The organism is Oceanobacillus jeddahensis, from assembly GCF_000750635.1.
Taxonomy (GTDB): Bacteria; Bacillota; Bacilli; order Bacillales; family Amphibacillaceae; genus Oceanobacillus; species Oceanobacillus jeddahense.
Genome location: NZ_CCDM010000001.1, coordinates 496,287 through 517,651 on the forward strand (window position 1 = coordinate 496,287; position 21,365 = coordinate 517,651).

A 21,365-nucleotide genomic window follows, 5' to 3' on the forward strand; every position below is an offset into this window, starting at 1 on the left:
GAGAGGGTGGTGAAAATGAAATACGTTAACCTTATAAAATTTGCCGCAGTTGGAGTTGCTTTGTTGATTATTGGCTTTTTTGTTTTAGATTATTTCATGGAAGGAACGATAACGTATAGGCCCATTGCTTTATCGATAACTGGTATGTTTATGGTGAGAATATTTGTCTGGCTGGAAAATCGGAAAATGACATATGACTGGTTAGAAGAGCAAAAGATGACGCAAAATCGGATATTGGAGAAGGGAGGGCGTGTATGATGCCTTATTTTTTCGTTTTCCAAAATACTCTTTGTGTATGCCCTGCCTTTTATTCTCCTTTTTATGCTAATCAAGGGATGCATTTTGTAGATTGGAACGGATGGATGAGAAGAGTTTGATTATAGGAATAAGTGTAACTCTGCTGATGACTTTAGAAAACGAATGAAGAAAAAAGGATATTACCAACAATGATTTGCTTTGCAGAATCAGCCTTTGAAAATTTGCTGTTTTCAAAGGCGCAGTTATAAGAAAGAAACAGCCAGCTTACCAGGTGGGAGGCGGAACAAAGAGATGAAGTATATAAAAGTCATACTTGGAGGTATTATTGGAACGGTTATTGGGATAATCTATCAACATCTTCGGTTTGGAGTAAATTGGGAACTTATCTCTATTATATGGATAATTGGTTTGATACTGATGTTGGCACACTATCTTTTTATTGAAAGAAAAAAGAATGAAAGGAGTTAACGGATTTTGATTACTGCCTATCGTTACTCTTTTTACCTGTCGTTTATCTTCATATGGTGCGATAGCTGTCCCTTTTCACAAAAAAAACGATTCTCATCACCTTTATAAAAAGTGTAAGATTCTATCTTTATTTTAGTAGCGTGTTATGTTGTTTTGTAATCAATCATAGTCCACTGTTATTAAACTGAAAATCTGCTCCTGGTTCCCATTCCACATCCAGGTTATTTATATATTCTCTTAGCCCGTCTAAAGAACCGTCTGTGACACCATAAACTTCATTATGCCAGACGATAAACTCATCTAAATCCTCGTTAAATGCCAGTTGAAAACCGCTTAATTCTCCATCAATTTGCGGCCCGTAGATAGTGATATTGTAATTTGTATCGCCATCTATAATTTCCCAGTCTCCGCTGACTCTGTCATTTGTGTTTCCTAAATACTCTACTTCCAGATTTTTAATTTCATCATAGATATCCGTCATGATTTCTGCGTCATCTGGCGGATATAGTTATCTTTATACCTTTTCCCACTATATACCTCCTTTTATATAAAAGTACCCTGCACCTTTCCTTTTTCAAACATGAAAAAAGACTGAGGAATCCCCCCAGTCAAAAAGAAAAAATAGTTCCCTTTTCCATAAAACTTAAAAAGGCTTGGTAATCATCAAAGCAATAATAATTAAAAACAGCGTATTGATAAGATGCTCATAGAAAAATAGCCGTTTAGACAACGTGACGTATTCTGCCGGAATGTCTTCCCCTTTATGTTCCTTCAACAATGCTTTAATCGGCTTAGAGCTGGAAACGAGTACTGTAGGACCGGATGCCAGCGCAAGCAAAAAAAGAACGAGACTGGTCCAAAACCAACCTTGCTGGAAGAGATATGTATTTAAAAAACCCATCCATAATCCGGTGACAAGTAATAAGGTACCGCCAATCATGACGAATTGATGCAATTTGTTACGGATAGCATATGCATGCCGCAGCTCCGTCATGTTGGAAGCTTTTTTAGCAATTGGCGTCATCACAAAACCTGGTCCCATCCCTAAGATAGCAGAAAAAATATGTATAAATACGAGAATTTCATAAAATGTCATATTGCGTGTTCCCTCCAAATACAAACAGCATGCAATCAATTATGGCAGTGGTTAAGCCATTTCTAGAAAGCATGCTTTTGAAGTGTTTTTTGTTTCAGAATAAAGCCTGTAATGTATGCTCCAATCAGTGCAAGCAGGATTTTCACAGCAACGAGCGGAATGACAAAAAAGATGGTGAAGGACAAGGATAACCATAGAACTGATACAGCAGTAATTTTTGCTTTTAATGGAATCCCTTTTCCTGCTCGGTAATTTTTGATATAAGAGCCAAAATATTTATTTTCAAGCAGCCAATGATATAATTTTTCTGAGCTTTTCGCGTAGCATGCTGCCGTTAATAATAAAAATGGTGTCGTAGGTAATAGCGGTAAAATAATACCAATAATACCCAGACCCAGCGATACGGATCCACAGCTGATAAAAAATGCTTTTTTCATCGTCACACCTACTTTAGCTTTAAATGAAATCCTGCCTGGAGGAACAGCCGATACGTTTTTTATAAGAGATTACTTCTATTTTACTATATAAATGCTGCCTGTGAAGGGAAATAAAATGACTAATTTGTGTAGATTATAAACGGCTTGGGGAGTATTTACAAAAGGGCTTTACCAGTCAGCAAAGCCCTTCCAATCAGTAATTATAAAACTGCCTGATTTTCTTTCTCCTGAATCAATTCCACAATTTCATTTTTCTCATTCATTACAGCAACTTTTGGTGTATGTGTGTTTACCTCAGCTTGATCTAATTGCACGTAAGAGATAATAATAATCACGTCATCAATTTGTACCAGACGAGCAGCGGCACCATTCAAACAGATTTTACCACTCCCGCGCTCACCAGCGATGACATAGGTTTCTAATCGTGCACCATTATTATTGTTCACAATAGCGACTTTCTCATTCGGCAGGATATCGACGGCATCTAAAATATCGGCATCAATGGTGATACTGCCGACATAATTTAAATTAGCTTCGGTCACACGTGCGCGGTGAATCTTGCCATTCATCATTGTTCTAATCATGGTGGTCTCCTTTTAAAATAATGTTATCAATCAATCTAGCCTTAGAAAATTTCACAGCTAAAGATATAAAAATCTGACCGGTGATTTGCGGCTGTTCTACTAATTCCGGATAGCTGTAAACAGCAATATCCTCTACGTTTCCGGAAGTGTTTTTGGTAAGGTGCTCATTGATTGTATTAATCAAAACAGCACTGTTTCTTTCCCCGGCGTCATACAGTTCCTGTGCTTTGATTAAGCTTTGATATAAATGAACTGCCTCTTCCCGCTCCTGTTTGGTTAAATAGACATTGCGGGAACTTTTGGCAAGGCCGTCCGCTTCCCGTATTGTATCCACACCAATAATTTCCATAGGATGATTAAATTCTGCAACCATCTTTTCAATAATTGCAAGCTGCTGCGCATCCTTCTTTCCGAAATAAGCGAAATCGGGACGGATGATATTGAATAGTTTATTTACCACCATCACAACGCCGTCAAAATGTCCAGGGCGATTCGCACCTTCCAGCACTTCAGCCATGCGGTTTACTTTTAAGGAAATGGCTAATGGATTTGGATACATTTCCTCCACGCTTGGGAAAAATACATAGTCAACACCAAGCGGCTCTAATTTTGCCTGATCGCTGTCGATATCTCTTGGATAAGCATCGAAATCTTCATTTGGACCAAATTGCAGCGGATTTACAAATACACTGACAACCGTAATGTTATTGTGTCTTAAAGAAGCTTTGACCATGGTTAAATGGCCATCATGTAAAGCACCCATCGTAGGAACCAGGCCGATTTGTTTTTGTTCTTTTTTTAACATTCGTATAACGTTATTCATTTCTTGTATGGTTGTGATTCGTTGCGTCATGCGTCTACCTCATCCATAATTTGTTTCTTATACGTAAATTCAGGTGATGGGAATGATCCTGCTTTTACTTCTTCGTGGTAGGCTTTTAATGCATCTACCCCTGTTGTAAAGTCTCCGTAACGCTTCACAAATTTTGGTTTACGGTCGACACCATAGTTCAACACATCATGATAAACAAGAACTTGCCCGTCTGTATCTGCTCCGGCACCAATACCAATAACTGGAATAGATAAGGTTTTTGTGATAGTCGCTGCCAAGTCACTTGGAATAGCTTCTAACACCAACATTACAGCCCCACTTTGTTCCATCAGCTTAGCATCTTCAATTAACGCTTCAGCAGCTTCTTTAGACGCTGCCTGAAGCTTATAGCCGGTAATACCAAAACTTTGCGGTGTCAGCCCGAGGTGAGCTACAACAGGAATGCCGCTTTGCGTACACCTGCTAATTAATGGAGCGGTATGAGCGCCTTCGATTTTTAGGGCGTTGGCATTTGTTTCCTGATATAATTCCACTGCATTTCGCATATCTGTTTTATCATCTACGCCAACGGTTCCAAATGGCATATCAACAACCATAAATGTATCTTTTGCTCCCCGGCGTACGGCTTTTGCATGATGTTTCATATCCTGTATTGTTACCTGGACCGTACTTTCATAGCCAAGAACGGTCATGCCGAGGGAATCTCCGACAAGAATGATCTCTATACCAGCCTGCTCTGCCTGCTTCGCGCTTGGATAATCATACGCTGTAAGCATTGTCATTTTCTCTCCGTTACTTTTCATGTTCATGAAATCATGAAGGAAATTCACTTCTAAATCACCTACTATTTTTATTGTTCTTCTTATTATAAAATTATCTGTATAGATTCACAATGGCAAGTTATTAGCTTGAGGAAAAAGGTGGGGAACAAAAAATGGCTATATTTGGAGTTATTGGGCCTGGTGCAGTAGGTTCTGTTATCGGCGAATCATTGCATAACAGCGGGTATCAAGTGACTTTTCTGGGCAGAAGAGCGGGGAAAGTTTGTATAGAAAGAGCGGGCATGCAGGAAACTGTTGCTTTTCCTGTAGAAGCTATTTCGGAAGTGAAGACAGTTTTTGATTATTTATTTATCACAGTGAAAGGAACACAATTAGAAGGGATCATGCCTTATTTGGATAAGCTGACGCATGAAAACACCGTTTGTATTCTTTGTCAAAATGGCTATGGGCAGCTCGAAAAATTTCACATTCCAAATGCGTACCAAGCGGTTGTCTATATTAGCGGACAGAAGAAAGAGAATGTGGTTACACATTTTCGTGATCGAATCTTGATTCTTCCTGAGAATACCGTAACGAAAAAGTTAAAAGAAATCATTGCAGCAAGCAATCTTGAAATTCGATTAAGCCCTGATTATCGTTTTGAGGTTTGGTATAAATTAATCGTAAATGTAGCAATTAACTCCGTAACCGCTCTCAGCAGAAATACAGCACTTATTTTGCAGGAAAAAACGGTACAGAATCTGTGTGAAAGATTAATACAGGAAGGGGTGGGGATTGCTGCAGCAGAGGGAATTTATTTTCAGGGAAATATCGCCGATGAGATTATGAATATTTATGCTGGATATCCTCCTCACATGGGGACAAGTATGTATTACGACAGGGTAGACGGAAAAACGATGGAGACAGCTTATATACAAGGTTATTTATATGAAAAAAGCAAAAAGCACGGATTAGATACGCCTTGTTTAGATACCGTATACAGCTTATTGTTGGCGAGTGAGATGAAGGGATAAAAGAATTTATCGGTTTAACCAAAATGTGGAAATTTGTTTTTTTTATCATTCCTAGGTTTTGGAATTTTTCTTCTGTGGTATTACATAGACGTAAAAAGCAAATACCATCTAAATATCAATATTTCTAATCAGGTCGTAAAAGAGAGGAGAAATTGAAATGGATGTGCCGAAACGTCAGAAGAAAAAAAGCTTCGTGGAGAAGAAAATAGTCATCCCTTCTATTGTCATTATAGCCATTATCAGTATCCTGTTTGCAACGTATACGAGCGAATCGATGGAACTATTGGATAGTATTTTTAATACACTAGTAGATACTTTTAAATGGGGATATTTATGGTATGCATTTCTAATCGTGATTGCTGCATTATTTTTTTCATTTTCCAAGTACGGAAAAGTAGTTTTAGGCGATCCGACCCAGAAACCAAGATACAACTTATTTGAATATGCGTCTATTTTAATCGCCATGGGTCTCGGTTCAACCGTCATGCGGACAGGTTTAACACAATGGAGTGAAGTTGCGAATGATCCACCGTTTGGTCTGGATGCAGGATCGATGGAAGCGATTCTTGCTGGGAATTCTTACAGTATGTTTTTATGGACTTTCCAGACCTTTGCCGTTTTTGTTATGGTAGCGCCGGCAATGGGATATCTTTTGTATGTCCGGAAGAAACCAAGAATGCGTATTTCAGAAGCGTGTCGCGTTATATTCGGTGACAAATTTACAGATGGGATTGGCGGAATCATTCTTGATATCCTTTTCTTAGTCAGTATTTTAGCTGGAGCTGCAGTGACATTAGGTCTTGGCACACCGATTGTTACGTATAATCTAGCGGAATTATTGAATATTGAGGTCACCTTTCCTTTTACTCTCATTGTTACATTAGTATGGGTTTTAGGCTTCTCCATCAGCGCTTATGTAGGGATTGATAAAGGAATCAAACGATTAAGCACATTGAATATGTATCTTGCAGGAGCTTTTGCTGTCTTGATTCTTTTCATTGGACCTGGAATCTTTATTATGAATTTCTTTTCTGATTCCTTACGATATTTATTTTCTAATTATATTAATTTTTCACTGTATACCAATTCGCTTGATTTAGAAGGTGGTACACATATTGAAAGTCATACCGTTTTTTGGTTTGCTTACAATGCCACTTGGGCCATGCTTCATGGTGTATTTGCGGCAATTGTATCTAAAGGCAGAACCATTAAAGAAATGATTTTAACCTACCTGATGGCGCCAATGCTGTTATCCTGGGTTGCGACAGGTGTTCTTGGAGGATTAAGTGTTCACAGGCAAGTAACGGATACCGTTTCCGTTCTGGATATTGTTCAAAATCAAGGAATTGAAGCATCTATCCCGGCTATTTTGAGTTCTCTGCCGATGTCTGCTGTCATCCTTATCCTGTTTACAGTTATTGCAACGATATTCTTAATTACTACATTGGATTCAACAACCTATACCGTGGCAACCTATATGTCAAATCAGGATATGTCCAAATCGAATCCGTATAAATCCTTACGCATCTTAGTCGCAGCATTGATTACGGTTCTTGCTTTAACACTGATGAGTGTAGGCGGCTTATCTCCGCTGGAAGTACTCTCGGGATTGATGGGCATACCGATTATAATTATTCAGATTTTGACGGTCTTTGCCGCGAAGAAAATGATGGATGAGGACCGGGCTTGGGTAAAAAATGTCCGGAAAGCAAGGTATTCTACTACCACTCAAAAAGATTAATTGGAAATAAGACGTAGCACTCCGCTGCTTCTCAAAAAAGTATAATCTTTTGTTTTATCCGTGGTATGCTAGGATGTATACAGCTTGAGTAAATTCATTACTTTTGAAACGTTTGTTGAAGGGGAGTTTTACCGTGTAAAAGCGGGATGGAATGCTTTCTTTGACTATATTACAGCATTAACGAGACAGGAGAAATAAAATGAGAAAAGTGATTATTGATACCGATACAGCCGGGGACGACACGATTGCACTTTTGACAGCCATGCATCATTTTAAAGTCGAAGGGGTAACAATTACCGGCGGAAATGTGGACTTTGATCAAGAGGTGGAAAATGCACTGTATACGATTCAAGTTGCTAACCCGCAAGAGAGAGTCCCTGTCTATAAAGGATTAGAGCGGCCGCTGCTTGCAACAGAACAGGAAAAACACCGGACCGTAGAAGATGTTCACGGTGATGATGGCATGGGCGGTGCGCATTTTCCAAAGGCGGTACAGCGTCCGGAAAAAGGACATGCTGTTGATTTTATCATTGAGAAAGTGAAGGAATATCCAGGAGAAGTAAGCTTATTGGCAATTGCGCCATTGACGAATATTGCGATGGCAATCAAAAAAGACCCTTCGATTATTAAAGATATTCCGCATATTTATATCATGGGCGGGACGAATAATACCTTAGGAAATATTACACCGGCAGCGGAGTATAATTTTTATGTTGATCCGGAAGCTGCGAGGCTTGTACTACATTCAGGTATTTCGATTACCATGGTTGGCTGGGATATGTGTATTGATTATTCCATAATGGACGACAATGACCATGCGGAAATTGCTGATCTGGAAACAGCAGGCTCCCAATTTTTTATCGATATTAATAAAGTAGTGATGCAATTTAATAAGTCTGTACATCGTCTGAATGGGACGACACATCCGGATACGTTATTAGTTGCTATTGCTGCAGATGAACGTATTATGACAAAATCGCATGATTATTTTGTGGATGTGGAGACAAAAGGTGAGCTTACCAGAGGATATAGTCTGGTGGACATCAATAACCGTCTGGAGAAAAAACCGAATGTGCGTGTTTGTGAAGCGGTGAATCGTGACCGGTTTAAGAAGAACCTGTTAGATGTTTTAGAGGCAATTAAGTAAATAGGCAATGAAAAAGCCAGGTCTTTTATGAGAGAGACCTGACTTTTTCATTACAGTAAAAACGATTTGGAAGGGAGGTTAATTAAAAATTAAAAAATAAATGAGCGCTCCCAGTAAAAAACCGAAAACAAATCGGATACCTCTTTTCATTATCATTCTCCTCGCTCTGATGTATGGTCTTACTGTTATTGTACTAGAGAAAGGCGATGATGCAAGGATGGTAACGGTTGGGCAGGAGTCATCCTATCAAAATAGCAAAAGCACTATATACAAGCAATAACCCCATCACCATATTAAATACCTTCTGATAACGGGCCAGGAAGTTTTGAAGCACTGAACCGAATAGACTCCAAGTAACCGAGCTACATATACCGACGAGGCCGAGGAAAAGGCAGAACAGGATATAGCTTATATACGAATGATAATAGGGTAAAAGAAATGTAGCCACAACTGTAATTCCGTAAAGAATCGCTTTTGGATTGATAAATTGCATTAACGTACCGATTACAAATAAGTTTTTCTGCGCTTTTTCGGAAGATGCTTCTCCACTTCCTGAACTGGTAAATGTTTTATAAGCTAAATAAAGCATATAAAAAACACCTGCGAATTTTAACGGCGTTTCAATAATAGGCATAATTTCAATAAGGGCCCGGTTGAAAAAGCTGCAAAGTAAAGCGATGAGAAAGAAGCCTGCTCCTACGCCTGCACAAAATGATAGTGTATTTCTAAAGCCATAACGGTTAGCGAAAGAAATGGCCATAAAATTATTTGGACCAGGCGTAAAACTGCTGACAATAACAAATGTAAGAAAAGGGAAAATAGGCATGGATGTCAAGCTCCTTAAAAAATGATTCAGAATAAAACTTATTATACATAAGTAACATTAAAAGTTACAGGTTTTTCTTTACATATTTTGTGAAGAATCCTGTATTCGTTATTTCTTGAATAAACGTAATCAGATCACGGTTTTTCTTTTAAAATGATAAACATAAGCACAATGTTTTTCTGTTTTCCAACCATTCCTTTTTGAACGATATAATAATGCATGGTAAAACATACAATTGCATAAAAATACATTTGTGATAGAATTAATTTTCAGTCTTAGAAGGTTTGCCAGAAAACATCATTATAGAAAAAACTATGAAGCTATCCTAGAGGAGCTGATTCAAATCAGTAATCAATTTTAAGAGAATCAAGAACTGGGAGATCAAGAATTTGAATCGATAAAGTTACTGGTTAATTATTTAACGTCTTATGATTTTGAAGTAGAAACAGACGTTGTTAACCACCTAACTGTTTTTTGAGCTGAGTATACAAGCAGTAAGCCGAGGCCGGCCATTATTTACTTGGCAGAGTATGAGTGCTGCCTGGCATTGGACATGGCTGCGGTTATGACCTTCCAATTGTGTAATGGTATATCCAATTCCATTACACCTACACCCTGGTTCCGCTGGGTGAGTCCATGTGTTCTTTTGTCTTACCTTGTTGGTAGGTTATTCTTACAATCGCGCATATGTTTATTTGGACGGTTTAATAAAAAGGTTATGAGCAGAAAGCATAATATGCCTGCTCATAACCTGATTGTTTTATTTATTAAGAAATAGAAGCCTCATAAATAGAATCAACTGCTTTTTTCAGAGCTGCGTCAAATTCTTCTTGAGATTGATTAGCGTTTAGATCCTGACTTAGTGCTCTGGAGAAGCTGGCGATCAATCCTTTATTGTCTTTTAGTTTCGCATTTGCGTCTTCTGTAGAGTAGCCGCCAGATAAGGCAACCACGCGAACAACATTCGGGTGATCAATTAATTCTCTATATAAATTATTTTGCGTTGGGATGGATAACTTCAGCATAACCAATTGATCCGCATTAAGCTGTTTTAAATGCTCTAAAATTTCTGCTTTCAAAATTTCTTCACTATCTTCTTTTGAGGGACTATGAATATCTACTTCCGGTTCGATAATAGGTACCAGTCCGGCAGCAATAATCTGTTTTCCAATTTCAAATTGCTGATCCACTACTTTTTTAATACCTTCCCGGTTGTCTTCTTTAATAACCGAGCGCATCTTTGTACCAAAAATATGGCGTTCATTTGCGCGATCTAATGTTTCTTGTAAATTATCAATTGGCTTCATGAGCTGAACGCCGTCTGCTTCTTCAGCAAGTCCTTTGTCCACTTTTAAAAATGGAACGATACCTTTATCCTCAGCAAGGTAATCTCCTGTATACTTGCCTTCAATTTCACGATCCATGGTTTGTTCGAAAAGAATGGCGCCAATAATTTGATCGGAATTAAAGGAAGGCGATGTGATGATTCTTGTCCGCATTTCATGGACTAAATCAAACATTTCTTCTTCGCTCTGATAGGTATGTTCCGGGATTCCATAAGCAGCCAAAGCCTTTGGTGTACTTCCTCCACTTTGATCCAGTGCTGCGATAAATCCTTTGTCATTTTTCATTTTTTCTAATTGATTTTGCTGCATCACTTTCACTCCTTTTTTTATTGAGCCTTTAATCGGCTTTAAAACAGTTTGAAGCAACCTTCCCTTCCTATTGTAGCACTAATTAATGCTGGATTATAGTAATTCGAAAGGTTGGTTGATAGAAGTCTGAAAATAGACAATTTTAATCGAGTCTTATAAGATGAGAATAGAGCGTTCAGCTGAGTCAGTAATAGGTAAATAAAATAGATAGGGGCGATTTATTTGCATTCCATTACGAAAAAAAGATTCAAGGCTTACCTTATTGATCTGGCTGTATCAACAACAGTTACTTTAATAACAGAAAGTCTTCTAGAAAAGAAATTTAAGAGCGATGTATACTATAATCTGGTTCATCCAACACTGATTCTTTGGTCATTAGAATATGCACAATTGAAATGTGGCGGGCAAACGCTTGGCTATAGACAAGCTGGTTTGAAGCTGGACAGTAGTAATGGGGCTAATTTATCAAATAATCAAATTATAAAACGAATGGCATATCGTGATACTGTCGGAGGGTTTATTTATTTGCAAAATCGCGCACAGTTTGAAGGAGCGGATGGAAGTAGATTTCCATATGACCATTCTGCCGGGGTAAGAGTAAAGGAAGTTTAATTATTTAAACGAATTGAAAAAAGAATAGAAGTAAAAAAACAACAATATCTGTTTTACGAGTTATTGTTGTTTTTTTACTGGAAACAGACGTAGATTATCAGCTCTGATAAGCAAATCTTTACTTCTTTTCTCGCATAATATACAATTTATAGTAGATAAAAGATCAAATTTAAACAATTTTTACATATTTTAAATATCTCTCTATCCTTTTGACAACAGGAGCAATGCTTTTAAAATAGCATGTACCTTAAAAATGGAAGGTGAATCTATGAACATTACCTATCTCCTATTTTTTCTCTGCATTGTTGTTTGTACCTTAATCATTACTTATTGGGCAGCAAGACAAAGTAAAACAACCAATCAATTTTATATTGCTGCAGGAAGTTTAACAGGTACGCAAAATGGAATGGCTATTGCAGGAGATTATATTAGCGCTGCTTCCTTTCTGGGGATCGTCGGCACCATCGCAATTAATGGCTTTGACGGTTTTTTATATGCGATTGGTTTTTTAGTTTCCTATTTAATTGTTCTGTTTTTTATTGCTGAACCGGTACATCGTTTAGGGAAATATTCATTAGGTGATGTGATTTGCGCACGTTTTCCAAGCTATAAAATGCGCGGAATAATGGCTGTCGGGGCATTAATCATCTCTGTTTTTTATATGATTCCACAATTAGTTGCAGCTGGTCTATTAATTCGGTTATTGCTGGATATTAATTATTCTGCTTCTGTTTTGATTATAGGTATATTAATGACCATTTATGTGGTATTTGGCGGAATGTTTGCTACTTCCTGGGTACAAATTGTTAAAACAGTGCTGCTTTTATCCGGTACGTTTTTGCTTGCGCTGATTGTCTTGTCGCGATTTAACTGGAGCATCCCAAATCTGTTGGAGCAGGTAACCCTTGGTTCTCCTTTAGGCAATCAATTTTCCTTGCCGGGTCATTTATTTAACAATCCTTTGGAAACGCTTTCCTTGCATCTTGCTTTGATATTGGGTACGGCAGGGCTGCCGCATATTTTAATTCGTTTATTTACAGTACGCAATACGGTAGAAGTCCGTAAGTCGCTTTTAACGGCAAGCTGGATTATAGGTGCGTTTTATTTGATTGCGCTTGTGTTAGGTTTAGGAGCAGTTGCCTTAGTAGGGTTTGAAGAATTGGTGATGCTGGATCCATTTGGGAATTTAGCTGCACCTTTATTAGCGGAAAGCTTGGGCGGTGATTTTTTAATGGCATTTATCGCAGCAATCGCGTTTACTACGATTGTTGCCGTGGTAGCCGGTTTGGTCATCTCTGCAACGACAGCTTTCTCGCATGATATTTATTTCCACATCATTAAAAAAGGAAATACGTCAGAAAAGAAGCGTTTACGTGCTGCGCGCTGGACGGCATTTTTTATTGGGCTGTTATCCACCTTACTTGCACTGGGATTGCGGAATATGAATGTTACGTTCCTGGTTTCTCTAACATTTATTGTGGCAGCATCTAGTAATCTACCCGTACTTTTATTCACGATCTACTGGCGGCGTTTTAATCAGACTGGAGCAATCACGGGGATGATCTCTGGTTTGACGGTATCTTTGCTGCTTTTATTTTTAGGACCACATGTGATGAATCTGGATGGGGGATGGATTTCCATCGAGGCGGTGATCCCTCTTTACAATCCAGGAATTATTGCCATTCCAGCGGGGTTCTTAGGAGCCTATCTGGGAGCAATACTGTCACAGAATAAGGAAGATGCTGCATCATTTTCATCATTCTATCTCCAGGCGCAGACAGGGATAGATGCAAGGAGAGATCGTTCGGGATGAATTTGACAATTGTTTTATTCGAACGTTTAGGTTTATTGTTGGTTATTGCCTTTGTTCTTACACGAAGCCCGGGTTTCAGGTCGTTGCTTTATCGTGAATTCAGCTTTAAAATGGCAGGAATTCACGCGTGTGTATTTGGGCTGTTTGGAATTGCAGGAACATTAACAGGAGTTGTTATCGGAAGTGACTTTACTGTAGTGAATACATTTGTCTGGAATGTTGAAGATGATCAAATGGTCGTCAGCTCCAGTCTGGTTGCCATCGTGATTGCAGGACTATTAGGCGGACCGGCAGTAGGATTGGGAGCAGGAATCATTGCTGGTACGCATTTGTTTTTTCTTGGAGGGATCGGCTTTCTTGCTAACAGTCTTGTGAACCCGTTGACAGGACTGCTTGCTGGATTTACAGCACGCTTTTTTTCGCAGGAGCGTGTTATATCCCCGATAAAAGCGTTATTCATCGGGATATTTCCACCTATTTTATTAATGCATTTATTGCTGATTTTTGATGCACAGGACAGAACAATGATTGAGCTGATTAATACGATTGGATTGCCGGTAGTGTTATCTAATAGTCTGGCTATCGCTATTTTTACGGCAATGGTTGCCATTGTCCTCAGAGAGCAAGAAAATGAAGCAGCATTTGCAACGAAGCAAGCATTAACGATTGCTGAGGAAGCGTTGCCTTTTTTAAAGGAAGAGTCATTTCAAAAGAAGGCAGAAGGGATCGCCGATTTACTGTATGCGCGTTTAAAGTTAGCGGCTGTTACGGTGACAAACGAAAATGAAGTGATGGCACATAAAGGACTGGGGGGAGATCATCATCAGATTGGCAACCGGTTAACAACACAAATTTCACAGCAGGCTTTAGCGTCAAAAGACATCCTGGTAGCGTATTCGAAGGCAGAAATTCAATGTGCACATAAAAATTGTCCATTAGAAGCCGTGATCATTATTCCTATTTTGGAAGCAAAACAAACGATTGGGCTGATTAAATTGTATTTTCAAAAATCCCAGCATATTCGTCCGGTGGAGCTGAAATTGGCGGAGGGGCTGAATCAATTAATTGCCAATCAATTAAAAACGATTAAAGCAGAACGTCTTGAATTGCATACGCGTGATGCAGAGCTGAGTAATTTACAAGCGCAGATTAATCCACACTTTTTATTTAATACATTGCATATGATTGCCGCATTATTTCGGAAAGATCCTGAAAAAGCAAGACATATTACAATTCAATTAGCGCAATTTATGCGGTTTAATCTAAAACTTGTATCGACACAGCTTGTCCCATTGGAAAAGGAGACCGAGCATGTAAAAGCGTATATTGAGATTATCCAGACCCGATTTACGAGCAGGATGCAAATTGATTTTAAACAGCCAACTGGCATTTCCCATCTTTTAATCCCGCCGTCATCGATTCAGCCGCTTGTTGAAAATAGTGTTAGACATGGATTGGAACATGTTTCTGCGGGAGGAAGAGTGGATGTGAAGATGGAGCAGATTGGAGAGCGGGTAAAAATAAGTGTCCGTGATAATGGCCAGGGATTTCCTGATTCTATTCTGCTGCAGGCGGGAGAGGAAGTGCTGACTGGGAAACAGCATGGCGGAACAGGCTTATATAATGTTAACCAGCGTTTAATTAATCTGCTTGGTGAAGAGGCGCGGTTACATGTAAGGAATTTATCTGCAGGCGGGTGCGAGGTCTATTTTACCATTCCATATCGTGAACAATAGAAAGGAAGATTTTTCATGATGAAAATCCATACGATGATTGCAGAAGATGAACAACTGGCACGGGAAGAGCTAATTTATTTATTGGAAAAAGAAAAAGATGTAAAGCTTCTGCCCAGCGCAGAGACCGGAGAGCAGCTGATCGAGCTATATAAAGAAAACGAGCCGGATGTTATCTTTCTGGATGTGCATATGCCGGGGATACGTGGAGTAGCTGCAGCAAAGAAAATAATAGAGCTTGCTTATTTAAAAGCACCGTTATTTGTTTTTACTACTGCTTATGATGAATATGCTGTAGAGGCATTTGAGATAGAAGCAGTTGACTACATGCTGAAGCCATATGATACAGACCGGTTTCAAACAGCGATGAATCGTATTCGCAAACGGATGCAGCAATTGGAAAGCAAAGAAGAACAGGTATCCAATCAAGGGGGTACTTCATCAACAAAGCTTTTGATTGATAATGATGACCGGACAATTGTTTTGTCGCCTGATGCTATTTATTATGCTGTTCCACATAAGCGCGTGTTAGAGATTCATACAGAGGATAACGTGATTCATAGTAAAATGACATTACAAGAGCTGGAAAAGAAACTGCAAGGCCATGCTTTTTTCAGAACGCATCGCAGTTATCTGGTGAATCTGAACCATATACAAGAGATTACACCATGGTTTAACGGAGCAAGCAATATCACCTTACGAGATAAAAAACAAACGTCGATTCCCGTCAGCCGGACAGCAAGAAAACATCTTTTTGATTTATTCGGCAGCTAGGAAAAGATAGTATTTTTTACTGCGTAAGTGTAACCAGGATGATTGCCTGAAAGCCTGGTGACATTTAAGATTTTTGACATGATAGGGAAATATAAGAAAACAAACCATTCATCTCAAAATTTCAACCGTTCAACCACCCATTTTAACCGTTGAAACCAATCTCCATACGTAAGCTGTCATCTTCCTTTATAATTTAGTAAGCGTTTACAAAAAGGATTAATAAGAGGATGAAGGAGGGATGCTGACCCAAATGAAAAGAGCAGCTGCTAAGAAAGAAAAGTAATCATTGAATGATAAAAAGAGAAATCGGTTAACGACTTCAAGGAGATGAAAGGTTTTTAGCGGAGAGGTAATGGTCTAAGAACCTTTTATTCCGATTTTCAGAGGAGGATGCAGATGGGGGCAGAAAAAGAATATAAGCAGAGGTCTGCAAATGAAATCGACTATGTGCAAGTAACGGAAAGCAAGTCATTCAAAAAGCTGATGCACGATCGAAAAAAGTTTATTATACCATTAACCATCTTTTTCTTGGTATTTTATTTCTTACTTCCAATTTTAACTTCCTATACAACATTTTTAAACACGCCGGCGATTGGCGATATTTCCTGGGTATGGCTATTTGCGTTAGCCCAGTTTATCATGACATGGGTGCTATGCACAGTTTATGTAAAAAAAGCTGCAGTCTTTGATAAGCAGGCAGATGAAATTATAAAAGAAATGGAAGAAGGAGGGGATGAACAATGAGTGCTACGGTAGTTATCCTCTTTCTTGCTATTGTTATACTAACACTCGTTATTACATTTTTTGCTGCAAGGAAGACGCAGACGGCAGGAGATTTTTATACTGCCGGCGGAGGACTTACAGGAATGCAAAACGGTCTGGCGATTGCAGGTGATTATTTATCAGCAGCGTCTTTTCTTGGGATTGCAGGTGCGATTGCATTATACGGGTTTGATGGATTTTTTTACAGCATTGGATTTTTGATTGCCTATTTAGTGGTTCTCTTTCTTGTAGCTGAACCGCTTCGTAACCTCGGTAAATTCACACTGGCTGATATGATCAATTCCCGTTTTGACGCTAGTAAGGTCCGGGGAGCAGCGGCGCTGAATACGATAACAATCAGCACTTTTTATATGATTGCCCAGCTTGTAGGAGCTGGAGCTTTGATTCAGTTATTATTTGGTATTCCATATTGGGCGGCAGTTCTGATTGTTGGTGTGATGATGACGATTTACGTGTTATTCGGCGGGATGATTGCAACAAGCTGGGTGCAAATCGTGAAAGCTGTTCTTCTGATGGCTGGGATGGTCATTATGGCATTTCTCGTCTTATTGAAATTTAATTTTAATATTGGACAAATGTTTACGGATGTTAAGTCCGTGACGGCACATGGGGAAGCATATTTAATGCCGGGATTACAATATACAGAACCACTTAGTACGATATCGCTTATGCTGGCGTTGGTACTTGGAACAGCGGGGCTGCCTCATATTTTAATGCGATTCTTTACTGTCCGGGATGCACCGACGGCAAGAAGCTCCGTTGTTATCGCAACATGGGTCATCGGCATCTTCTATGTATTGACGTTATTCTTAGGCTTCGGAGCGGCAGCATTTGTTGGATATGAAAACATATTAGCTGCAAATCCAGGAGGAAATATGGCTGCTCCATTACTTGCTCAAGTGATTGGAGGGGACATTCTGTTTGCCTTTATCTCAGCGGTTGCATTCGCAACGATTTTAGCGGTAGTAGCAGGGCTGGTGCTTTCTGGAGCTTCTGCATTTGCCCATGATTTATATGGTCAAATTATTAAAAAAGGAAAAGCGACAGAAAGAGAACAGGTGAAAGCAGCCCGCTATGCATCCCTGGCTGTATCTGTTCTGTCCATTGTCTTAGCCTTATTTGCGCAATATTTAAATGTAGCTTTTCTTGTCTCGCTGGCCTTTTGTATTGCAGCAAGTGCCAATCTGCCGGTTATTCTTTACACAATCTATTGGAAAAGGTTCAATACGGCAGGAGCAGTGACGGCCATGCTGACTGGATTATTCTCTGCGTTGATCTTGGTGTCGATCAGTCCGAGTGTTTTTTCACCGGTGGAAGGAGCGGCATTATTTGTAGGAGAGCCTATCTTCCCGCTCACGAATCCGGCACTTGTTTCGGTTCCGCTTGGATTTCTCGGTGGATATTTAGGAACAATTCTATCGAAGGAAACAGATATGAGAAGATATGCAGAGGTAAAGGTGAAGGCGAATACGGGGTATAAAAGCAGTGGTGCAAGTCATTAAAAAGTAAAGAAATGAATGCCTGTAGAAAAAATTCTGCAGGTATTTTTTTATGTTTTTATCACGGAGAAGCGCCCGTAAAACTCCCACTGAATGAAGTTTCGTTTTATACATCATGAAGTTTCCCATTAGTTGATTTTCACCTTCAATAGTTAACAATAACTCCATTGAATAGCCTTATGATAACACATACAATGAAAGAGAAAGGAGCGTTTCTATGAGAATGAACATTGGCCCTATCATTACAGAAAAAAGAAAAGAAAAAAAGATTACGCAGCAAGAGCTGGCAGATTTTATCGGCGTTTCCAAAGCTTCTATTTCCAAATGGGAGACGGGACAAACGTATCCAGATATTACCTCTCTCCCGTTACTTGCTGCGTATTTTAATGTAAGCATTGATTCCTTGCTGGGATATGAATCCCAGCTGAATCCAAAAGAGATTCAACATATTTATGCTTCCCTAAAGCAGTCCTTTGAAACAAAACCGGCAGAGGATGTTTTAGTTTCTATCCGGAGCTTTATTCGCAGATATTATTCTTGTTATCCATTTATCTTGCAAATGGGACTGCTCATTATGAATCATGTTGATCGGCTTCCAGGAAAGAGTGACGAAGAGAAAATACAACGCTATATGAATGAGGTGAAGGATTTATTTGTCCATGTCCGGACGCAAGCAAAAGATCCCGAGCTGATTACAAAAGCCCTTAAGCTGGAGGCATATTCATTACTTACGTTAAAAGAAGCGGATCAGGTCTTAGAAATTCTTGGTGAATATCCTCCCGGGATTTTCCCGGTGGAAAGCTTGATATCTGGAGCTTTCCAAATGAAAGGGGAAACAGATCGGGCTATTAGTACGCTTCAAAGTGCCTTATTACAGTATATTATTGTCGTAATGAGTGGATTTACAAATTATTTGCAGGTATTAATCCATGCTCCTGAAAAATTCAACGAGACAGTTCAGAAAGGAAAAGCGCTGGCAGAAACGTTTGACCTTGCTCCGTTACATCCGGTGGCTTTGATGAACTTTCAATTATCAGCTGCTTTCGGTTATACGCAAATGAAGGAGGAACATGCTGCACTCTCTATGCTGGAGGAATTTACAGCGGTCTTAAAAGAAATTAGTTTTCCGCTAGTTCTTCACGGGGACGATTATTTTGATCAGGTGGATGATTGGTTTAACAATCTGGATATAGGTAATCAGATACCAAGCAACGCTAAGTTATTAAAAGAAAATTTTATAAATGCGGTTGTAGATAATCCCTTATTTTTAAATTTACAGGAAGAAGAAAGATTTCAGCAGATCACTCTGCAGCTGAAGCAGCTCTTGGAAAAGGAGGAAGAAAAATGAATGGTATTTCATTTTTAATGGATCATTTACCGTTATTGATACCGTTGATCATCCTGCAATTTACGCTGATGGTCACCGCATTGTTCCATGTGATCAAACATCCCAATTACCGTTTTGGCAATAAAGGCATGTGGATTATTATCGTTGTACTTCTCCAAATCATTGGTCCTGTGTTTTATTTCGTATTTGGGAAAGGAGAAAATGAATGAATATCTTAGAGGTAAATAATGTATCGAAAAGCTTTGGCTCCAAGAAGGTTCTGGATGGACTGGATTTAAGTGTGCCTACAGGGTCCATTTTTGGCTTTGTAGGGGGAAACGGGGCAGGTAAAACAACAACCATGAAGCTGATTTTAGGACTTGAAGAAACTTCCAAAGGAGATATATTTGTCAGCGGAAAAAAAGTAACTTTCGGTAATACAAAAACGAATCGAATCACAGGTTATTTATCGGATGTTCCGGAATTTTACCATTACATGTCTGCAGAAGAATATTTATCGTTTTGCGGTGAAATTACTGGATTGACAAAGGAAAACCGAAAACAAAAAATAAAGGAAACATTGGCACTGGTAGGGTTAGAAGGAAATAAAAAAAGAATCAAAGGGTTTTCCAGAGGCATGAAACAGCGGTTGGGAATTGCACAGGCGATGTTAAATGATCCGGAGTTACTTATTTGTGATGAGCCGACTTCTGCATTAGACCCTGAAGGAAGAAATGAATTCTTGGAACTTTTAGCCTCTTTAAAAGGAAAAATGACGATTTTATTTTCCACACATATTTTAGGCGATGTCGAGCGCATTTGCGATTATGTAGGAATTTTACACGAAGGAAAGCTGAAGGTAAGCTCTTCCATAAAAGAGTTGAAGCAAACCTACGCGAAACCGCAAATAGAATTGGCTTTTGATGAGGCGGCTGATTTTACTGCTCTTGCTGCAGAGCTTCATGCTTTAAAAAAACAAGAAATCATCACAGAAGTTGAGAGCGTAAAGGGACGGAATCAGGTTATTATTACTTATAATAAAGATTATGCAGAGACAGCCGGATTACTTTTAGAAAGTTTCAAAGCTAACAAAATGATGCCGGTCTCTTTAAAAAAAATGAATCCTTCCCTGGAGTCTATCTTTTTGGAGGTGATTCAATGAGAAATATTTATTACTTTTCCAAAAAAGAATTTTTGGAAAGCTGGCGTACCTCCAAACTGTTTATATTAATCGTTATTTTTCTTATTTTGGGCATCATGAACCCGTTGATAGCGATTATAACACCGGATATTATCCAGATGAGCTTTGGGGATACACTACCAATAGATATTCCGGAACCCACCTCTCTGGATTCCTGGGGACAGTTTTACAGCAATATGACACAGATGGGATTGATCGTGATTGCGCTGCTATTCAGCGGAACAATAAGCGGGGAAGTAAGCAAAGGGACATTGGTTAACCTTGTTACAAAAGGGTTGAAGCGTTCCGCTGTTGTGATTAGTAAAAGTATTCATTTAATTCTCCAATGGACTTTTAGTATGTTCTTGGCATTTTTTGTGACCTGGGGCTACACGCTTTATTATTTCACAGATGATCATAGCCCGCATATTTTTCTGGCAGTTCTTCCATTATGGATTTTTGGAATATTGTTAGTAACAACAATAATCTTAACCTCAACCATCTCCAGAAACAGCTATGAAGGCTTATTGCTTACAGGAGGATTTGTAGTTCTGTTATTTGTCGTGAATATCTTTGACAGGTTCGAGCGTTATAATCCGATTACACTTATTGCTGAAAACATGAACTTTTTGCAGGGTGCTTCCAGTTTAGGAAATTACATGCCTGCCATGCTTATGTCTCTTTTCTTATCTTTGCTATTTATCTGCCTATCCATTGTTATTTTAAATAAAAAGAAGTTATAACAGCAGTTCTTGCATTGATGATAAGGTTTACTGACGCCATTTCTTTGTAGCATTTTTATCAA

The 21,365-nt window shown here is 38.9% G+C and carries 23 protein-coding genes; 15 read left to right on the plus strand and 8 right to left on the minus strand.

Annotated features, from left to right (window positions below; all coding sequences use genetic code 11):
• Window positions 1-15: 15 nt before the first annotated feature.
• Both BN986_RS02270 and BN986_RS26870 read left to right on the plus strand, forming a co-directional pair.
• A complete protein-coding gene (locus BN986_RS02270; RefSeq protein WP_040978015.1) occupies window positions 16-258 on the plus strand; it encodes a hypothetical protein in 243 nt (80 codons plus the stop codon).
• Window positions 259-549: 291 nt separating this feature from the next.
• Window positions 550-726, plus strand: coding sequence for a hypothetical protein (locus BN986_RS26870; protein ID WP_157037062.1), 177 nt, complete (start codon window positions 550-552; stop codon window positions 724-726).
• Between the two features lie 163 nt (window positions 727-889).
• Here the strand turns inward: BN986_RS26870 and BN986_RS02275 are convergent, their stop codons facing one another.
• The 6 genes from BN986_RS02275 to panB form a co-directional block, all read right to left on the minus strand.
• Window positions 890-1,207, minus strand: a complete 318-nt coding sequence (locus BN986_RS02275; RefSeq protein WP_040978016.1) for a hypothetical protein — start codon at window positions 1,205-1,207, stop codon at window positions 890-892.
• Window positions 1,208-1,369: 162 nt separating this feature from the next.
• The gene (locus BN986_RS02280; protein ID WP_040978017.1) at window positions 1,370-1,822 is read right to left on the minus strand and encodes a DUF2269 family protein; all 453 of its coding nucleotides are present in this window, start codon (window positions 1,820-1,822) and stop codon (window positions 1,370-1,372) included.
• Between the two features lie 62 nt (window positions 1,823-1,884).
• Complete coding sequence (locus BN986_RS02285) at window positions 1,885-2,259, minus strand: YbaN family protein (protein ID WP_040978018.1); 375 nt, start codon at window positions 2,257-2,259, stop codon at window positions 1,885-1,887.
• A gap of 200 nt (window positions 2,260-2,459) precedes the next feature.
• Window positions 2,460-2,843, minus strand: coding sequence for an aspartate 1-decarboxylase (gene panD, locus BN986_RS02290; RefSeq protein ID WP_040978019.1), 384 nt, complete (start codon window positions 2,841-2,843; stop codon window positions 2,460-2,462).
• Window positions 2,836-3,696 (minus strand): pantoate--beta-alanine ligase, encoded by an 861-nt coding sequence (gene panC, locus BN986_RS02295; RefSeq protein ID WP_040978020.1) that lies wholly within the window; start codon window positions 3,694-3,696, stop codon window positions 2,836-2,838. The genes panD and panC overlap by 8 nt, the downstream gene beginning before the upstream one ends.
• Window positions 3,693-4,505 carry a 3-methyl-2-oxobutanoate hydroxymethyltransferase gene (panB, locus tag BN986_RS02300; protein ID WP_148417055.1) on the minus strand — a complete coding sequence of 271 codons (813 nt, stop codon included), beginning with the start codon at window positions 4,503-4,505 and terminating at the stop codon, window positions 3,693-3,695. Before panB ends, panC begins: the two co-directional genes overlap by 4 nt.
• A 104-nt stretch (window positions 4,506-4,609) precedes the next feature.
• Here panB and BN986_RS02305 point away from each other — a divergent pair, with 104 nt between their 5' ends.
• From BN986_RS02305 to BN986_RS02315, 3 genes are all read left to right on the plus strand, one after another.
• Window positions 4,610-5,470 carry an oxidoreductase gene (locus tag BN986_RS02305; RefSeq protein ID WP_040978021.1) on the plus strand — a complete coding sequence of 287 codons (861 nt, stop codon included), beginning with the start codon at window positions 4,610-4,612 and terminating at the stop codon, window positions 5,468-5,470.
• A 157-nt stretch (window positions 5,471-5,627) separates the two neighbouring features.
• Window positions 5,628-7,211 (plus strand): BCCT family transporter, encoded by a 1,584-nt coding sequence (locus BN986_RS02310; RefSeq protein WP_040978022.1) that lies wholly within the window; start codon window positions 5,628-5,630, stop codon window positions 7,209-7,211.
• 199 nt (window positions 7,212-7,410) lie between these two features.
• Window positions 7,411-8,358 carry a nucleoside hydrolase gene (locus tag BN986_RS02315; RefSeq protein ID WP_040978023.1) on the plus strand — a complete coding sequence of 316 codons (948 nt, stop codon included), beginning with the start codon at window positions 7,411-7,413 and terminating at the stop codon, window positions 8,356-8,358.
• Between the two features lie 238 nt (window positions 8,359-8,596).
• On the opposite strand, the gene BN986_RS02320 is transcribed toward BN986_RS02315, so the two are convergent.
• Both BN986_RS02320 and BN986_RS02325 read right to left on the minus strand, forming a co-directional pair.
• Window positions 8,597-9,184: a LysE family translocator gene (locus tag BN986_RS02320; protein ID WP_040978024.1), complete on the minus strand. Its 588-nt coding sequence runs from the start codon at window positions 9,182-9,184 to the stop codon at window positions 8,597-8,599.
• Window positions 9,185-9,951: 767 nt separating this feature from the next.
• Entirely contained in the window at window positions 9,952-10,839 is an 888-nt protein-coding gene (locus tag BN986_RS02325; protein WP_040979130.1) for a fructose bisphosphate aldolase, read from the minus strand.
• Window positions 10,840-11,061: 222 nt separating this feature from the next.
• Here BN986_RS02325 and BN986_RS02330 point away from each other — a divergent pair, with 222 nt between their 5' ends.
• From BN986_RS02330 to BN986_RS02375, 10 genes are all read left to right on the plus strand, one after another.
• Window positions 11,062-11,451 (plus strand): RDD family protein, encoded by a 390-nt coding sequence (locus tag BN986_RS02330; protein WP_040978025.1) that lies wholly within the window; start codon window positions 11,062-11,064, stop codon window positions 11,449-11,451.
• Window positions 11,452-11,719: 268 nt separating this feature from the next.
• Window positions 11,720-13,264, plus strand: coding sequence for a solute symporter family protein (locus tag BN986_RS02335; protein ID WP_040979131.1), 1,545 nt, complete (start codon window positions 11,720-11,722; stop codon window positions 13,262-13,264).
• Window positions 13,261-15,000 (plus strand): LytS/YhcK type 5TM receptor domain-containing protein, encoded by a 1,740-nt coding sequence (locus BN986_RS02340; protein WP_040978026.1) that lies wholly within the window; start codon window positions 13,261-13,263, stop codon window positions 14,998-15,000. The genes BN986_RS02335 and BN986_RS02340 overlap by 4 nt, the downstream gene beginning before the upstream one ends.
• 15 nt (window positions 15,001-15,015) lie before the next feature.
• Complete coding sequence (locus BN986_RS02345; protein WP_316244914.1) at window positions 15,016-15,771, plus strand: LytR/AlgR family response regulator transcription factor; 756 nt, start codon at window positions 15,016-15,018, stop codon at window positions 15,769-15,771.
• Window positions 15,772-16,167: 396 nt separating this feature from the next.
• A complete protein-coding gene (locus BN986_RS02350; RefSeq protein WP_040978027.1) occupies window positions 16,168-16,515 on the plus strand; it encodes a DUF485 domain-containing protein in 348 nt (115 codons plus the stop codon).
• A complete protein-coding gene (locus BN986_RS02355) occupies window positions 16,512-18,056 on the plus strand; it encodes a solute symporter family protein (RefSeq protein WP_040978028.1) in 1,545 nt (514 codons plus the stop codon). Before BN986_RS02350 ends, BN986_RS02355 begins: the two co-directional genes overlap by 4 nt.
• Window positions 18,057-18,270: 214 nt before the next feature.
• Window positions 18,271-19,401 (plus strand): helix-turn-helix domain-containing protein, encoded by a 1,131-nt coding sequence (locus BN986_RS02360; protein ID WP_040978029.1) that lies wholly within the window; start codon window positions 18,271-18,273, stop codon window positions 19,399-19,401.
• On the plus strand, window positions 19,398-19,610 hold the full coding sequence (locus tag BN986_RS02365; RefSeq protein WP_040978030.1) for a PLDc N-terminal domain-containing protein: 213 nt from the start codon (window positions 19,398-19,400) through the stop codon (window positions 19,608-19,610). Before BN986_RS02360 ends, BN986_RS02365 begins: the two co-directional genes overlap by 4 nt.
• Complete coding sequence (locus BN986_RS02370) at window positions 19,607-20,542, plus strand: ABC transporter ATP-binding protein (protein WP_040978031.1); 936 nt, start codon at window positions 19,607-19,609, stop codon at window positions 20,540-20,542. Before BN986_RS02365 ends, BN986_RS02370 begins: the two co-directional genes overlap by 4 nt.
• Entirely contained in the window at window positions 20,539-21,303 is a 765-nt protein-coding gene (locus tag BN986_RS02375; RefSeq protein WP_040978032.1) for an ABC transporter permease, read from the plus strand. The genes BN986_RS02370 and BN986_RS02375 overlap by 4 nt, the downstream gene beginning before the upstream one ends.
• The last annotated feature ends 62 nt before the right edge of the window (window positions 21,304-21,365 follow it).

Bases quoted from the DNA above. Each gene is read 5' to 3' on its own strand.
- BN986_RS02370 (WP_040978031.1), top strand. From the start codon at position 19,607: ATGAATATCTTAGAGGTAAATAATGTATCGAAAAGCTTTGGCTCCAAG.
- BN986_RS02280 (WP_040978017.1), bottom strand. From the start codon at position 1,822: ATGACATTTTATGAAATTCTCGTATTTATACATATTTTTTCTGCTATC.
- BN986_RS02310 (WP_040978022.1), top strand. From the start codon at position 5,628: ATGGATGTGCCGAAACGTCAGAAGAAAAAAAGCTTCGTGGAGAAGAAA.
- BN986_RS02340 (WP_040978026.1), top strand. From the start codon at position 13,261: ATGAATTTGACAATTGTTTTATTCGAACGTTTAGGTTTATTGTTGGTT.
- BN986_RS02360 (WP_040978029.1), top strand. From the start codon at position 18,271: ATGAGAATGAACATTGGCCCTATCATTACAGAAAAAAGAAAAGAAAAA.
- BN986_RS02325 (WP_040979130.1), bottom strand. From the start codon at position 10,839: ATGCAGCAAAATCAATTAGAAAAAATGAAAAATGACAAAGGATTTATC.
- BN986_RS02315 (WP_040978023.1), top strand. From the start codon at position 7,411: ATGAGAAAAGTGATTATTGATACCGATACAGCCGGGGACGACACGATT.
- BN986_RS02285 (WP_040978018.1), bottom strand. From the start codon at position 2,259: ATGAAAAAAGCATTTTTTATCAGCTGTGGATCCGTATCGCTGGGTCTG.
- BN986_RS02305 (WP_040978021.1), top strand. From the start codon at position 4,610: ATGGCTATATTTGGAGTTATTGGGCCTGGTGCAGTAGGTTCTGTTATC.
- BN986_RS02270 (WP_040978015.1), top strand. From the start codon at position 16: ATGAAATACGTTAACCTTATAAAATTTGCCGCAGTTGGAGTTGCTTTG.
- BN986_RS02365 (WP_040978030.1), top strand. From the start codon at position 19,398: ATGAATGGTATTTCATTTTTAATGGATCATTTACCGTTATTGATACCG.
- BN986_RS02335 (WP_040979131.1), top strand. From the start codon at position 11,720: ATGAACATTACCTATCTCCTATTTTTTCTCTGCATTGTTGTTTGTACC.
- panD (WP_040978019.1), bottom strand. From the start codon at position 2,843: ATGATTAGAACAATGATGAATGGCAAGATTCACCGCGCACGTGTGACC.
- BN986_RS02375 (WP_040978032.1), top strand. From the start codon at position 20,539: ATGAGAAATATTTATTACTTTTCCAAAAAAGAATTTTTGGAAAGCTGG.
- BN986_RS02355 (WP_040978028.1), top strand. From the start codon at position 16,512: ATGAGTGCTACGGTAGTTATCCTCTTTCTTGCTATTGTTATACTAACA.
- BN986_RS02275 (WP_040978016.1), bottom strand. From the start codon at position 1,207: ATGACGGATATCTATGATGAAATTAAAAATCTGGAAGTAGAGTATTTA.
- BN986_RS02320 (WP_040978024.1), bottom strand. From the start codon at position 9,184: ATGCCTATTTTCCCTTTTCTTACATTTGTTATTGTCAGCAGTTTTACG.
- BN986_RS02345 (WP_316244914.1), top strand. From the start codon at position 15,016: ATGATGAAAATCCATACGATGATTGCAGAAGATGAACAACTGGCACGG.
- BN986_RS02350 (WP_040978027.1), top strand. From the start codon at position 16,168: ATGGGGGCAGAAAAAGAATATAAGCAGAGGTCTGCAAATGAAATCGAC.
- panC (WP_040978020.1), bottom strand. From the start codon at position 3,696: ATGACGCAACGAATCACAACCATACAAGAAATGAATAACGTTATACGA.
- BN986_RS26870 (WP_157037062.1), top strand. From the start codon at position 550: ATGAAGTATATAAAAGTCATACTTGGAGGTATTATTGGAACGGTTATT.